The sequence below is a fragment of the Syntrophales bacterium genome (assembly GCA_030655775.1).
Classification (GTDB): Bacteria; Desulfobacterota; Syntrophia; order Syntrophales; family JADFWA01; genus JAUSPI01.
In genome coordinates, this window is record JAUSPI010000080.1 from 16,315 (window position 1) to 32,511 (window position 16,197).

A 16,197-nucleotide genomic window follows, 5' to 3' on the forward strand; every position below is an offset into this window, starting at 1 on the left:
CTGTCATGCTTTGTTTAAACCGATATATGCCTCAGGATCATCAACGACCGCGGTCAATGAAAAGACCTGCCAGCCGGCTTTCTCAAATGCATCTGCATATTCGAGTTCATTTTCCTGAAGAAAGGCAATTTTTTTGTTTTCCCAGGCTAATTCAGCGGTTGCCACAATCTCACCAACGTTATCAACCAATTCGTATCCGACTTCCGGTATCGGCCACCCATTCTCAGCTAAAGTATCAAGCAAAGTGTGAAGTTCCTTACCTGTTACGGCACAAATGTCCGCCCAGGAATCACTTGCGGTCTCTTTGTCCGATACGACGGGCGCTTCTCCGATCTTAATTCCATCGTAAGCGTGACCCTTCAGACCCTCCTGTGTAACAAAGAAGGCGTATGGAATAAACTGAAACAAATTGTAGAGTCGAAGATAACCATTCCAAACATTCTCAAAATATTTCCGGTCTCTATTTTCGACTTGGTCGTATAAACAACACGCTAATTTCATTTCGTTAGCATTACTTTGCCGGACATCTTCCTGGTCGGCTAAAACAAAAAGGCTCAAAGGCGCATCATTGTCCTGCTCCTCAGGCTCAAAAAGACCATATAGACACGGATCTTCAACATCCTTGAAAAGTTCAAACATTTCTTCGGGCAAGGTCTTCTTGAGCTTTGCCGTCCATTTCTTCAATACATCCGGATCGGAAAAGCCTTGAGGGTCAAGGTTTATCAAGCCATGAATAAATGCATATAGCTGCCAGGCCTTTTCATCGGGGTTCGACAGATAACGTACCAACCACTCAAAGCTGTCAGTCCTGTGAATATCCCTGAATTTCTCGATCCCAAAGCCTTTCAAGAATTTATCAAAGTTTTTATCGTTTGGTTTTCCTTTAGGATCTGCGTAGTTTCTGAAATAGTCGGAAAGGGCACGATACCTGTTTTCCACATCCTTCCAAGTCAATGACCACACATTATACCGGTTGCTATGGGAAATGGCCATGCGCTGGGCCATATCCTTACCAATGCGGTCCTTGTGAAAAAAGAATCCGTCTGTAAAAACAACTATTGGTTTGACACTCTCCTGCGATCGTGCCGGATAAAATATAAAATCCGCACGGCTCGCGATGCTGACATTATCTCCATGGCCGAGATTCACCTGCGGCTCAATATACCATGCACGTTCTCCTATTTTGAGAAAGTATCCCGGTTTACCGTTTACCAGTTCCTTACTCAGAGTCACCGGCAGATCATCCATACGCGTACGACGGAGTGCTTCTATAAAGCGCACCTCAAGCTCACTATCAAACAGGGCATTTACATGCACGTTTCTGAGAGTTTCTGTTTTGACCAGATTATCCCTATGCTTCAGGATTTCAGACAGTAATTCTATTGCAGCATCCCGCGAGGTCTCTGCCATGTGATAGCTGCTGCGGTATGCGTAAAGACATCGATAACATCCATCCTTCCCGGGATCCTGATTGCATGTGCAGGTCCGAAGCGATTCCAGTGCCAGATCGAAAACTTCCAATAAAGGTTGTTCCGATCTCATAAGCTGTTTCAGGTATCCTGTACCACCCGGAATTGTGTCGTACAGAACCAGATATTTCTTTCTATATGTTGATTCGGGAACGGGTTCCTCATAAACAGTAGTCTGCAGATGATATATGTTGTTGCCGAATTTTTTCTTGAGACCGAGCTGTAGCGCCGCGACGAAGGAATGCAGTTTACGTTCGGATCCCGCAAAAGTGGTGACGGGCAGCAACATCCGTATTGCTTCAGATGAAAACTCCCTGTAAAGATACACACAATCGGTCAGGTTTTTATCCGACTCCTGATCACGCGCGGTGCATGTGAACGCATGTCCAATTTTTCCTTTATCATCCTGCACTTTTCCACATTGCCGGCAAACGACAAACCCCTTTCTGGGAAGTTCCACCCCGGCTATAACCACATTTTCACCGGCCTCGCCTTTCTCCCCAAAGTTGATCTCCCGAAAAGATGCCTTCGACAGAAACTCGAAACCAAAAGGCAGCTCTTCGCTGTCCACCTTATAGGCATCCGTAATGTGTTGTTCCTCGAAATCGAGCATCATCTGCTTGTTATAAAAACTTGGTATTCTGTCGTCATTATCATCTTCTATTCGACTTTCCCGATCAGATGTCGTTGCGAATACCTGTCTCATACGAAGCATCCTGCGCAGTTGTCCTTCGTCTGACCAGAGAGCGCTTCCACAACGGGGACAAACGGGGTTTTCCTCCTCTTTCCCGAGCAATTCCATGTGAGAGCAGTCGTTGCAAAAACGCCATGTTTGCACCTCCGACAGCTCCATATCTACCTGATCCACCTTAACCTTGCGCCCACCGGCATAAAAGTGGCTGTCCGGGGCCAGCTCATCGATCGCGCTTACCGCAGGCCTTTCGTACTCGTAGGTCCAGACATCGTAATTTCTACCGCCTTCCTGTGCCTGCTCCTTTTTCCTATAAATAACTGAGCGCAGCATTACACCTGCCTCCGGAAACGCGTAATTTGGAATGAGTCCTTCGTCGGTGAAAAAATTCAATGTGTCACGGCTATTAATCCCGGAAACAAGAGACTGAAGGGCGCCTTTTTCACGCCTCAGATCACCAAGATCCTCTTCATATTTGCGATCCCTGGCAGGGTCTTTTTCTTTTTTACGTATCTTGCTGTTCAGGGTACGGATCTTCTTGCGCAGGGATTCACGTTCAGAATGAAGGGTGTAAAGACCTGTCATGATCTTGTATCGCAGGCTGTCCTCCCATGCGCTATCCCCTTCAACAAAAACCTTTAAGTGCTCAACAGACTCACCGGTTAGCGTTTCTGAAAATATCTCTACAAAACTATCAAACAAATTGGTCTGACTGTTTTCAATAAAGCGGAGAAAGTTGTGGGGGAATCTCCGATAATCAACAGGCTGCAGCTTGCTTAAAACCTGCCCAATCTTGGCGGGTAAGGCAGCTTCGGTAATGCCTGATTCCACCCAGCGGTCAAAACAAAACGCGGTTAATTGTCTCTCCAGAACGGCCGACGCGTTCAAAAATACATCCGGCGTATCGATACGACCGGCAATCATTTCTTCGGGTTCCGCAAAAAAGTACAGGTCGTGCGGTCTTGCGTTAGCCACTGTAACATTCAGAGCATTTCCGTCACGGCGGCCCGCGCGGCCGATACGCTGCAGATAATTGGCCTGTGCCGGCGGAACTGAACAGAGTATAAGCGACGAGAGATCACCGATATCAATCCCAAGTTCAAGGGTAGGCGTACAGGAAAGAAGATTTGGATTACAGGGATTCCGGTTTTCTCCGTCACCGGATTTGAATCGTGTTTCCAGATCCTCCCTGTCTTCACGTGTTAGCAAACCCGTGTGTTCTCTTGCGAATACTCGTTCTACGTCACCTGTTGCGTATAGCTTTCCATAATAATCGGCACGCGCCTCCTGCTCCTCATAAATGCCGCTACAGTGAAAACGCAGACAGGGTGCGCCGTCCCATGAATCCCGTTCAGAAACAGATACTGAAACGTTGTGGCTGCAACGGCGACATTGAAACTGAATCACCTGATCACTGACCCTCAAGGCCTCAGGTTTTATCCCCCACACCCGATCATTCCTGACCTGTCTTTCTTCAAACAGCTCTTTATCCACCAATGTCTTTAGAACAAGTTCATATAACCTGTCAGTAACGGCGCTGATCAGAGGATTGATCTGAGTAAAACACTTATCTGCCCAGGATTGATACCATGTCTTTCGGTTTGCTGATCTGCTTAATAGCTGATCAAAACGTGTATCGCTCTTTGTTGTCAGAAACACCGGCGCCCGAGTGCTGGGACCAAAATTCGGCATCCATTTGATGTGTCGTTGGGTGATTCTGTAAGTATTCCCCCAGCTCTCAATATAGCCCTTTAGTACCGGATGCAGAATAGCCCCATGGTTTTTAAGATGAACACAGAAGCCCGCGAGAAAGCGCCGGAGGGTCATTTCATCGAGACCACGCATCTCTCCTATCTCGTTTCGCAACATCTCAAGAAGCAGGTCTGTTATTTCATCAAGAAGCTTCGTGTCGACATGCGCCACGGAAGAACCCGTTTTTTCCAGCGTACGGCCGATGCGCGCGCTGAAACCATACTCGCTGTATATTTCCCACTCTATACGTTTATCCACATAAGTGCGTAAAGTGGAACCTTCCGGCAAGCGACCATTTTTTTCCAGATAGCTATAGTCCCGGAACCATGCCATGTTGGGTGCTAAAAAGGTGGCGACGTAGGTATTTTTATCCATACGGTCGGACCAGTAACAAATAAATGCGCCAGGTAATTCAGCCAGTGTTTGACCCTTACCCTCATCAAACACAAACTTCTGAAGAGCGCTTCGAAAATTAAATCGATAGGTTCGCCCGGCAAAAAATCCGGCCCTGTGAGCGGCATCCTGGACAGAATCTGAAAAGGTAAGCAGCTTTTTGTCGTCGTTGAAGCTTGATGAAAAAAGCTGTGAGATCGCTACGCTGGTCAGGCTCGCCGCCCTGGAACCTATAAGAGTAAGACTGTTGACCCCTCCGCAAAACGGACAATTATGCAAAGCGATCATTCTGTTTTTGCGACGTACCCGTGTATTTGGGGCAAAAACACGGATAATATCTTTGTGGTTACAATCAGGGCAATTTTCAGGTTTCGCCTGTGAGGTAAGGTGCAGGCAGGAAGTACAAAAATAGTATGAATCGCCGTCTAATCCAAGCTTATGGATATCCCCTTCCTCCGGAAAGAGAAAGAGCACTTTGGGATCATCGCTGAAAAACCCGATGTAAAAGGACTGAAGATCCGTCAACACCGCGGAATCATGCTGCCGCTTCAACCCGGTCCACCCAACGCTTCCGCACTCGCGACAATGCACAACAGGCAAATGGACCTGCAATTGTTCTTCGTTAAGGTCATCCGCAAATCGCAGGCGGGGGTTTTGGGATACCTCTCCCACCATCCGGCGCAGTTCCCTCAGCCAGTATTGCAAGCGGACATGCAAGAAAGGTTCTGTAGAATTTTCGTTTTCGTCTTTCCATAAGCGTGCCTCTGATATGAGCGCAAGCATGCTGTTTAGAAGATTTGTTTTATAGCTGGACTCAGCATTCTGAAATTCGGGTGTTACCTTTTCCAGTTCACCAAGAATATCATCATAACCACGAGTACCCCCACCAAGCACCTTGAGGAGGTTCTGAAAGAAAAGGTGACTTCGAAGCTTTTCACATAGATCAACACGCCATTCATCCTTTTCAAAATCTTCTTCAGGGATCTCTGCGCCAAGCCACAGTTTGTGCTGTGCCCGAACATATTCTCTGTACCCATCGTATGACTCAGGATCGAGCTTGCCCTTTTCGTCCTCAGGAACAATATCGATTCGCGAAATGAGACTTCGCTCCAAAAATTCCCCGGCGCTGAGTCGCAGTTCATTGATTATTGCACTCTCTTCAAAGGACTCACCGAATATCTTTCCGGCATAATCCAGAAGGCTATCCTGTTCAGCTTCGCCACCCAGGGTTGCCGAGGTTCCGACACAGCAAATAAAACCTTGCGGTGTATTCAGTCTTGCCTTGAGGCGGCGCAAGAGACAGGCCAGATCAGTCCCCTGTGCGCCGTCGAAGGTATGCAATTCATCCACGACCAGGAAGCGCAGAGTCTCCCCGTTTTGTTTCCAAAGCGGGAAATCCTTCGCCCTCACAAGGAGATAGTCCAGCATCTTGTAGTTTGTGAGCAGGATATCCGGCGGTTTTAGGCGCATCGTGTCCTTGTTTGTAATGATGCTGTCCGGACTCATCACCCTGCGCGTGCTCGGTTCACGTTCGCTCTGGCCGACATAAAGACCCGCAGTAACATGTCCCCTGAGGTTTTCATTATTCCAGATGATCTTTGCGATTCGCCCCGCCTGATCAGTGGCCAGGGCATTCATGGGATATATAATGACCGCCTTGATTCCTTCTTCTCCCCGGTGCCTGTAGCAATGCTCCAGTATGGGGTAAAGGAAACACTCCGTTTTCCCGGATCCGGTGCCCGTTGCCACGATAGTCGAGCGCGGCTTCATGCCTGAGAGGCGTTCAAATGCCTTTTCCTGATGAAGAAATGGAGTAAAATTAAGGGGAATTTTCGGAAAAAAGTCAGACCCTTCTTTGCCCTGACGGAAGGGCAACTGGATAGACAAATAGGGGCCTTTAAAAATCCCCCCATCTTCCGTAAACAGGTTTTCTATAAGACCGTTGAAAAAAGGCGTGGATACAGGGAAGGTGGTGCGCAGAAAATCTTCAACACCTTGCCTGACATGTTGAGCTAATACTGATGGAATCATTTCAATTCTCTGGTTTTTCTGTAGTAGGGGGGGTTGTGGGGATGCCGCATCTCCCCCTTAAAGAAATCAATTGGGGTGCACCACGAATGCGCCTTTCTTAAATTCATTACATCCCCTGTATTTGCTAACATTTCAAGCACTTCCCAGCAACCATTCCCGCCTTCGTCCGTTTTTTATGCCTGTTTATGCGCGTTTAGTGCGTGTTTATTGCGGCTCGTGCTTTTTGCGTAGGACATAGTACGTGCCTCTGCCCGTTGTTCCTAATCTTTCCAGAACTTTCTTCTCAACCATGCCTTTAAGTTCATTAGAGGCAAGTCTCTGCTTTATTCCGTTAATCTCCCTGTATTCCCTGTTTGTTATCCTTCCCTTCTCAGTGATATAAAGGCATGCTTTTAATTGCCGATCATTCAGTCCAAATTTGTCAAAATATCCTTCCTCAAAAGTATCCTTCCTCAGTGTAACCATGAACCCCCCGCTAACTTCCTGAAATTCAGGTTTTGGGAGTCCTGCTTTTTCACAGGCGATTATCATTCTTTGAATACCGCTGCCATACCGTTCTATTATGCTAAGATCATAAAATACCTGAGCAATCAGCTTATTTCTGGGTCTGGATGAATGTTCCGGTCGATAAAGATCTTCCAGCGTAATACCAAAAGGCAGCGGACCGGGGTTCCATATCTGAATAGAATCATCAAAGATTTTTATCTGAATATCAGGGGTGTCGTTGTAATCTCGGTGGCATATGGAATTGACTACCGCCTCGCGCAATGCCTCCAGTGGATAGTCCCATATTTCCTCTCTACGTGATTTTCCGGTAATAATAAATCGAACATTTATATGCTTTCGAAGAAACTCCAATGTTTCATCTATCTGTCCAATGATGGTTCCTCCAAACAGCCTGTCATCAATTATTTCTATATTTGTCCTAAATCGGCCACAATGTACTTGTGCCTGAATCAATAGGGATTGAGGACGTTTGCCAAAAAGGAGAATGGAAGCCCATGTGGGAACACCCTCTTTGACGAGGTCCAATTTTTCAAGGATTTCAGCAGGGTTTACACCTTTTTTAAAATTTCTCCTCCCCGTGGCTGAGGACAACTTGATAAACTCATCAACCTTTTCAAGATCAATATCGTTCAGGCTGGTATTCCTGGCCGGTAATGTATCCCAGCTACTACCGGCAGTTAACAGATGCATTTGAGCAATCTCCTGTGGTGACATTTGTCGGTTACTGCTTTGCATCCTCCTAAAGCAACGTCCTTTTGTGGCCACCGGTTTTAACGGAAATTCCTGCACCTCAATAATGGCAATCCTTCTGCCCTTAATTTTATCCGATTTGATATCAGGGATAACAGTAGGCTCTGTGTTTTGAGAGATTCGATTTGCCCAATCTTTTAACGTTTCGTTACCTATGTCCACGCCTTTGATATTGCCCTGATTGTCCACGCCGATGATAATTACACCACCACGGGTATTTGAAAATGCAACAGCCGTTTCAATGGTTTCCTTGTTGAACCCGGCTTTAAATTCAACGGTTTCAGATTCGCCAGCCTTCAGCAATTTTGTGATATCCATATTTCACCTCGCAGAGCGCCTTTCAAATTCTGATATTTACCCAATCTGTTTTGAAATATTTTAGAAATTAATCAAAAAATAATATCCTCGTATAAAGAGAACATTTCTCAATAAGATGCTATGAAGTTTTCTTGTTATACCTAATCTGTAAACCCGCGTTACGAATATCATATGATCTTTGGTGTTTTTTGTCATATGGATTGGGTAAGAATTGAAACTCAGGCATCTCAGACAAAGCATTGGTGACATGTATGATTAAAAACTTGTCTCTTCTCCTATTTGCTTTCTCAACAGCAAGTCGAATTTCAGATAAGCCTAATTCAAAATATTCTTCATCTCCTGAAGTTGCCTTCACTTCGATGTAGAAAGTTTTCCTCTCGTGGCGAACCATAAAATCGCATCCGAACCTATCGTTAACTTTGTTTTGTGGATACTTTCTAAGGCTGTTCTCGGAAATCCAGCAGTTAGGATTTACGACCCCAGCTCCGTAATTTTTCAGTAGTGAACGGTAGGCATGGATTTCGCCCGCCAGCCCTATCAGGTTTTTCATCGCACCTGACATCCTCCCTGATGGAACTGTTTTTCTTTCTCTTCCTCCCCCCTTACCACCAACGCCACTTTTCTTTGCAGTTGTAACCTCCCTTAATTCAGCCAGGTTATCAAAACATAGGCCCGGCAAATGTTCTTCTCCAATTTTATCAACAATATGGTTCCAGAGGTGGGACAAGTTCTCCTCAGAGTTGTCAAAATTCTTTCCACATACCGATACAATTCTTTTTTTCTCTTGTTGCTCTTGTTGATGACGATCCAGTTGTTCTTTTGCCTTTTCTCGTTCATTAACTGATATGGAAAGACTGGTCATGAGATCTTCGAGGTTCTCACAGCCAACAAAAGCATTCCAAAAATTTGACTGGGTATCTTGTTTCGGCAACTGTTCCAATATTGAATATGCTTGTTGGTTATCCCAAAAGTCAAAATAGCCCTCTTTATCTAATATTTCTCTAATATAATCTAAGATTACCTCAGTTTCTCTTCCCCAGTAACCAACCTCCACGTTGTTTTTCAAACACCAAATAATTGCTATTTGCTTCAATGAATTTAGAATATCCCGGCATCGTTCACAATTTTTGCTGTATATTTCAAGGGGATCTAAAGTGGACTCAAGTCCTAGTTTTTCAAGTTTAACAATCAACTCTTCTGGCGTTCGGGAGGAATCGATGGTATCAAGTTCGTCTCGAGAAGCTTTCCAGGATGCAAAGAGAGGTCTTATTACCTTCATGACCGAGGAAAATTCTACAAACCAGTATTTAACTTTTAGTTCCTCTGGACAAGGAATAGCCTCCACTTGATCTGACAGATCCGTAAATAAGTCAACGCCAGGATTGTCTTTAACAATTTTTCTCAGCACTGATCGCAATGGCGTTAAGGCTGACGACAAATGGTCTTGGAATTGTTCGATTGCATCTTCATTCTTAATGGGTTCCTCCCCTAACCCGACAAGTAGTTCGTTCCATTTGTCCAATTGAAATTCAGAACCGAACTTGTCAAAAAGGACTTCCCCCAAATCATAAAAGCCGTGTGATGTTCGAACCAATGTTAGTAGTTCTTTCCCATTAAAGTGTTCTGTAGAACAATTCGCCAAATATTCTTCCAATTGTTCAGGCGATTCAACACCATCCAGTTCATTCAGCTCCTCGTTTAGATCGAAGGCTTTGAGTACGGGTTTTATCAATCTGATAGTCCACGACAGATCCCCGAGCCATAGTTGCTCAATCTCGGCAAATTGAGAATTCGATATTTCTAATTGGGAGAGTGCTTTGATTAGAACATCACGTGATGGTTCGTCAGTTCTTTCGATTTCACTCAAAACAAATTTGAGGGGCATATCAATATCAGCTCTTTCAACAACATGACCGATAGCTTTGTTCAGGGAACTCGGTGAGTTTTTAACATTTTCTGTAGAAAGGAGTGTTTTATCATCCGACATCCACATTGCAGGTAAAGACGTCATTGCAATGATATTTCCATCATGCCAAAGACCTACTTCTAAATTTGGAACCCAGCACACTTTTGATTCGCGTAACATCTGAGTCGCCCTCAGGAATGTTTTGGTCTGAGTACCGTGTGCCTGCCCTCCGGCAAAGGCAAATACGGAAAGAATGACGGGGATCAGCCACTTTATTTCACTGTCACAAAGAAGTTCTCCTTCACCACCCTCCCAGGGTTGACCATTTACCAGAGGGCCGTCGGTCAATTCGGAAGCCAAGTGAATTCCCTTACCGTACGTCTCCTTGAACCATTTTGAAAGTCTCTTTGCATCTTTCGGTTGGATTTCCGCCACAACGGGCTTTGAATGCAGTTTTAATCCCGCATGAGAAGACTCTGTTGCATCCGGAAGGAACACGGGATTATCCTTTGATGGCATAACTACAATTCGAGATTCAAGTAAAAGCTTTTCGGGGAAATCATCATCTTCCTCGGGGTCAAAGGCGCGCCATGCATCCCTCACCTGTCCAAGAAAGATGTCTCTATTGGATATTTCAGTACGGGGATTCTCCCACGCTCGAAAAAGATCCCTCAAAAGACGACCAATGTTTTTGTGGCTTTCCAGATCAAACTTAGGCATCCCCAAATTTTCCAATGCATCGGCGAGTTGTGAACTGTTGTCCAATATACCGGCTATTTCTCGCGGCAGGGGATTCAAATGACTAAACTGATGTGCACGACCTGCCAATACAATTGACGGTACATGCCATCTCTCTTCAGGACAGAAACTCTCGTAGATTCCATTGCTTTCCGTTATAAGCCATGGCGTTCTTTTCAACCAAAAGTGTAAAGGAGATTCAGGTTCAAAGGAGTGCGACTGCCCTCCTATTTTCTCGATGGAAAGCGGATTATCCCAGTCCTCATTCCAATTTGGTAAAGACCTTAGCAATATTGTCATTAGTGCCACACGAATAAAATTATTTAAGCCATGAAACTTCTCCAGGCCGGGAAAGACAAAAAATTCTTTCACTTCATAATCAAAGGGTCCGTCGAAATATGGCCTTAAATTGTTCGAGGCGTCATCAACATACAATCCCCATGTCTCTTCATCGAAGCAGGGGGGTGGGTTTGCCGGTAGATTTACCTCTATCCCGCCACAAACATAGAATTTTGATTTCCAATCATCTGGCACAATTTCCTTTAATCTTAAGCCATCAAATGCCCCGGCTCTTGCCAGAATTTCCTGATTTTGCGAAGCAAGCCCTTTCCAAAGTTTATGGTCTGGAGGTAACATGAGTTTTTTTAACGCTTCATTACATTCTTTGGTTCCCGCTTCCTCGAGGTAGCGAGCAAGCTCTTCTCCGACCGTATTCATCCAGCCTGGTCCGAAGCTCGTCTCCCGCAGGGGAAACCACCCGCCTCTGCAGGGCACAGGAAGCCGTCCGAGGTATATTAAAGTTCCTTCCCCTTTATCCCTTGCTACAAGATTAGCAACTAATCGTAATCCCCACTGAATGATGTCCCTGCACAACCGCCCCTTCTTTGATTCTAATACCACAGGAAGTTCTGGCAGTGCTGGAATAAGAACGTTACGAAGAATTTGTTCGACTCCGAATGTTTGCACTAAATCTGACGATAAATATCTATGGATAGGCGTTGTTTGAATACCGCCCTGGCGCCCTGGAACATGTGTCTCTATTCTTTCATCGAGAAAGGCGATATAGGGTCGTAAGCGCATGGGAATTGAATCAATTGCATCGGTTGATAAAACTTCATCGTCCGTTCCAGTAATTCGTGGCCGAAAGAATACAGCAGTTTTATCATCGCTAGCGTGTAAATCGTCATCCGTTCCGAGTAATACTTTTTTCCCTTTGAGTTTTTCAGAGTTCTCAGGCAACAATTTTGATACATCTTTCCAAAAGCCTGTCCAGTCTGCTCTTTTACCTTTTCTGTGAAATTTCTCCGCGATTTTCTCTATCGTATCCGCGATCCATTCATCTTTGGGTAATATACTGATATTTAGTGCATTATATAGCTCTCTTATAAGAGGTTCTCTAGAAACGGTGTTCTTATGGAAAACAGGGAATGTTGCCTCGGTTCTTAATACTTTTTCCGTTATAATTTTGGGCTCATCTAATTCGGGAAGCAAATTTGATTCAGTGATTTTCATCCAGCCATGATCTGTTAAACAAATATTTTCTTCTTTGATTTCAAGGTTCATTTCTTTACATTCATTTCGGACAAAAGACCACCATCGCGAACCGTGTTCCCCGATATCCGGGAAAGGTGAAAGTATATCAATAATAGCACGTCCTTCATCCAATCCTTTTCCGGCGAGTCTCGAAAAAACACCATTGAGTGCCTTTTCTGCAATTTTTCGTAACAGAAGTTCGTTAAAGGGATGATCGAACTCAATGTATGTTCTACTTATATCGCCGTAAAAAGGTCCGTTAATATGCGCTCCGCAACCGCTGGCAAGTTCGGTGGGCAAAAATATATTGATATTTCCTTTCTCGGGGCAGTCATCAATTTTAACGGCTAAAGCAACGGTGGCCTTTTTCATTCCCGGCCATTTGCCGGGCAGATTACAAACCGCCGCCTCTATTTCTTCCGTTTCTATCGGGTTATCTTCACCGCCTATGGTGCGCTCCCACAACCAGTACCTCTTTGAAGGCATATCTCCGTTATCAGTTTTTGTAATTTCAATGTTGATCTCCTGTCCGTTTTCAGGATCATTGAGAAAAACCTTTTTCCGTCCCACAAGACGCTGGCTTCTTCCAGAATCAATCCAGAAAGCTTTTACCCGGCCCAGAAAGAGGATGGTATTTTCATTCAAACTATCAACTATTGAAATCGCCAAATCTCTTGCATCTTCACTAACGAATGGTAAACGTATAACGGTGGAGAGGCCGCTATCTTCGAATTTCTTAATCTGGTCGGTTTTTTGCGAGGCATTAATAGGAATGGGCATCATATAAGGCGAGAGGTACCCCAGTTCCGACAGTATAAAATCAAAGTTCTCCGAGGAAAATTTTGATCGAAAAAGGCGCAGCTTTTTCTCTCCCCACTCAATCAGTGGGATGGCCGCATCAAGAAAAACCAAAGGTTGATCGATGCCATTGAGAAGTTCTTTAATTGGCCCTTCAAACTGTTCTGTAACGTCCGGCTGAAAGCAAAAACAGTAACCGTCAAAAGGCTTGCTCGTCATGTCACTGCGTGAGTAAATTTCGGGAGTGTGCGTAATTTCCAGAACACTTCGAAACCCTATTCCTTTATTACCTATATGTTTTTCAGGATCCTTATCACTCTGTCCGAAATTCGAAAGGCTCTCAAAGTTGGAATCAGTAAAGGGTGTCCCGTCATTCGCCACATACAGAGCGCCGTATGGTTTTTCTTCCGTATTTATTATTATCTCCAGACGCCCCTTATCACCATCAACGGCTTCTTCAAACAACGCGTCATGGGCATTCTGCATAAGTTCAATAAGGAAACGGCCATGATATTGATGCTCAATCTGTTCCGTAAGGTTATGAATACTTTTATAGCGGGATGTCCCATTCGCCAGTTCATCAAGGAACGATCGTATTTCAGCAATTGTTTTTTGAATAATTTTGTCTGAGAACGTAGATTGTTCGATCTCTGAAGCTTTGTTAGCGATATTTACACCTTGCGTGCTTGTCTTCATTTTAAACGCCTTTCAAATTCTGCATAGGCGGTCTCGTAGTTTTTTTTCGCGGTCGCAGGGAAGATTTTTATTCTTTCATGTCAATTCTGGATCCTGTTAGAAGACCATTATTTCAAACTCCACTTTTCTGTGAATTTCTTACCTTTATCAGTCAGCTCGTAGACTGCATCAATTATCTGGCGATCATTTCCATAGGAAGAAAGGTATTTTTTAAATTCGAGAAGTTGTGATTCTACGAGATGATTAACCAAATAGGGCGAAGCAACAACCAACCCATTCCTGTAAGCTTCCTTTAAGGCGTTGACCCCTTGTTGAGTCAATGTCTTACAGATAAGACGTTTCTTAATAACAAACAGATCATCTTGAGAAGGTCCTTTCTCTTGATGATAAAGGTGATGGCAGTTGTGGCAAAGCACTATTTTATTGTCGTATGACTCATCCTTGGGTTCTCGTTGAATAATGTGGTGTATTGTTAAAATACGGTAGTCTTTGATACCACAATACGCACATGCGCCGTCAGTCTCCGAAAATAACAATGCTTCTGTGTCTGCCATAATATCCTTCCTGTTTCGTAAATCAATCCAAAATAGTTACAACCTAAAAAGGAACATCATCGATTTCATCGCTTACACTCGACGCGCACGGTGACTCCAAAACGCCGATGAGATTCTCTGCTTTTGCAAACATCTCGTCATAAGTAATGATGTGCACACCGGGTAGCTGCCCCCTGAAAAGCTCGAATGATTTTCTTTGATCTCGTTCCTCAAGTTGTGCCTGTGCATTTCCAATAATTATGACGCATTGCGGATTAAAGGATTCAAACAGGTTACCTTGTCCACGTGTAAGTGAAGTGTATTGCTCAGATAATGTGTGCTTGTAATTGAGTATCTGCATTACTGCTCCAGAAAGATCCTCGGATAAATTGTAGATACTATTTCGATACTCTCTTCCAAGAAGAGGTGTCCCTGGAGTCTTTATTTCGATAAGAGCTGCATTCTGCGTTAATTGATTCCTAATGAGGAAGTCTACGATACTTCCACCGACATTCTCGACCGTCTTTCCGCCAACGTAAGCCTTTCCCTTCACGATTGTGACCGGCCAGGAAAATATTTGTTCGAGCACAAATGAATTTTCGGTCAGAGTAGATTGCCAAAACTCCTCATCTGTCGACAATGAATTCTTCTTCCATATATCTATCGCTGTTCGCAGACTCTGAATGCCAACTGCAATATTCAATTTCTTCAAAGAATCCTGGCCGAGATCGACAAGCCGTTCTACCAGTGCCGTTGGATCATCCGCAGAAACCGCCCATTGCACAAGTCGCGAGAGAAGGGTAGCACCAAATTTCCTGTTAGCACTGAGGAACTGTGCCAGCTGGTACTGAGGCATTCCCACTAATTCCGTAATTTGCTTATTGGCCTTGATATACTGGGACTCGCCCTGTGGAATTCCAGATTCAGCGTAAAGCTCGTACAGACTTGAAATCTCTTCATGAAGATAGAGGAGCTCTTCTGATTTGACTTTAAGCTTGAAACCTTCGCCCTTTTTCAATTGAGAAAGTGGAATTGAGGGAAGGTTTTCCCATTCATCATTTCGTCCCTTACACTGAAAGATAAAAGTTCCATTAACTGAAGCCTGATCATTTCGCGGGTTTTCAACAAGCATGGGACGAAAAACAAGTCGCGTAGTATTCGTTTCTCGAAGAATGATATCCGAGCACTCCGCAGACCGCTTTGACGTTGACTTAACCTGCATCGTATCTTGATCCGCCATACTATTTTCCTCCATCTGGAGCCAAGAAAATATTTTCTTAAATCGAATCTTTTCTCAGCCTGGCCTAAATTCTATCACATCATGGACCCTTTGATGAGTTCAACTATAAGTGAGACTCCGATATCCTTTGCTACTCCGCATACCCAATCACCAGAGTTTCTTATGCGTTTTAGCATGCTTGGTCCATTAGCATCCTTAAGATCTTCAAATGCCATGCTAACTTGAGATAACGCTTTAAACTCATCATCTGTCGTAGCTTTCTTAGACAACTCCGGTATCAGAGCCTTAAAATCACGTTTTAATTCTTCTATGTCAATGGAATTTTGTACTTGATTCCATTCTTTTATGAATGTGATATCAACCGAATGGACATCACCCCCTATAGCGCACCCATAAAAATTATAGTTATTAAAAACAATTACTTGATCATCCTTCTTATAAATACCTGATTCAGATTTCCTTTCGAGTATGTTTTTTAATAGATCTGTGACTTTTTCAATTTCTCCTTCATCTCTTCTGAAAGATTTTATATTTTCAACTACAAGCTCACTTGCGGTCATGCTTCTCTGTCCTTCTGGTTGCGCCATTACTTCTTCTGGTATGATTGTAGTTATTGTTGCTGTTGCAGAGGAAGCTATGTCAATTATTGAAGCCGAGATTGCTACCGATTCTGTAATGCGATCTGAAACATTAAAACTTTCATGTATTTCCGCATTAATTATCCTTTTTTCAGAGCCACAATCGGGGCATAAAGGTTCATTCTCACTACGATATTTTCCACAATCAGCGCATTGAATTAATTCGTTGCTTATTTTAACCATGGATATCTCCTTGTATTTCTC

Annotated in this window: 6 protein-coding genes; all 6 read right to left on the reverse strand. The window is 44.1% G+C overall.

Annotation, left to right across the window (positions count from 1 at the left end; translation table 11 throughout):
- Window positions 1-3 precede the first annotated feature (3 nt).
- The 6 genes from Q7J27_04265 to Q7J27_04290 all read right to left on the reverse strand — a co-directional run bounded on the left by Q7J27_04265 (window position 4) and on the right by Q7J27_04290 (window position 16,176).
- Window positions 4-6,336, reverse strand: coding sequence for a DEAD/DEAH box helicase (locus Q7J27_04265; GenBank protein ID MDO9528357.1), 6,333 nt, complete (start codon window positions 6,334-6,336; stop codon window positions 4-6).
- 204 nt (window positions 6,337-6,540) lie between these two features.
- Window positions 6,541-7,911: a helix-turn-helix domain-containing protein gene (locus Q7J27_04270; protein MDO9528358.1), complete on the reverse strand. Its 1,371-nt coding sequence runs from the start codon at window positions 7,909-7,911 to the stop codon at window positions 6,541-6,543.
- Between the two features lie 118 nt (window positions 7,912-8,029).
- Window positions 8,030-13,582 carry a DUF3883 domain-containing protein gene (locus Q7J27_04275; GenBank protein ID MDO9528359.1) on the reverse strand — a complete coding sequence of 1,851 codons (5,553 nt, stop codon included), beginning with the start codon at window positions 13,580-13,582 and terminating at the stop codon, window positions 8,030-8,032.
- Window positions 13,583-13,689: 107 nt separating this feature from the next.
- Window positions 13,690-14,136 (reverse strand): HNH endonuclease, encoded by a 447-nt coding sequence (locus Q7J27_04280; GenBank protein ID MDO9528360.1) that lies wholly within the window; start codon window positions 14,134-14,136, stop codon window positions 13,690-13,692.
- Between the two features lie 43 nt (window positions 14,137-14,179).
- Window positions 14,180-15,355 (reverse strand): DUF4263 domain-containing protein, encoded by a 1,176-nt coding sequence (locus Q7J27_04285; GenBank protein ID MDO9528361.1) that lies wholly within the window; start codon window positions 15,353-15,355, stop codon window positions 14,180-14,182.
- 74 nt (window positions 15,356-15,429) lie between these two features.
- Window positions 15,430-16,176, reverse strand: coding sequence for a hypothetical protein (locus tag Q7J27_04290; GenBank protein ID MDO9528362.1), 747 nt, complete (start codon window positions 16,174-16,176; stop codon window positions 15,430-15,432).
- Window positions 16,177-16,197: the final 21 nt, after the last annotated feature.

Excerpts from the sequence above, each read along its gene's own strand:
- Q7J27_04285 (MDO9528361.1), bottom strand. The coding sequence starts at position 15,355 with ATGGCGGATCAAGATACGATGCAGGTTAAGTCAACGTCAAAGCGGTCT.
- Q7J27_04265 (MDO9528357.1), bottom strand. The coding sequence starts at position 6,336 with ATGATTCCATCAGTATTAGCTCAACATGTCAGGCAAGGTGTTGAAGAT.
- Q7J27_04275 (MDO9528359.1), bottom strand. The coding sequence starts at position 13,582 with ATGAAGACAAGCACGCAAGGTGTAAATATCGCTAACAAAGCTTCAGAG.
- Q7J27_04290 (MDO9528362.1), bottom strand. The coding sequence starts at position 16,176 with ATGGTTAAAATAAGCAACGAATTAATTCAATGCGCTGATTGTGGAAAA.
- Q7J27_04280 (MDO9528360.1), bottom strand. The coding sequence starts at position 14,136 with ATGGCAGACACAGAAGCATTGTTATTTTCGGAGACTGACGGCGCATGT.
- Q7J27_04270 (MDO9528358.1), bottom strand. The coding sequence starts at position 7,911 with ATGGATATCACAAAATTGCTGAAGGCTGGCGAATCTGAAACCGTTGAA.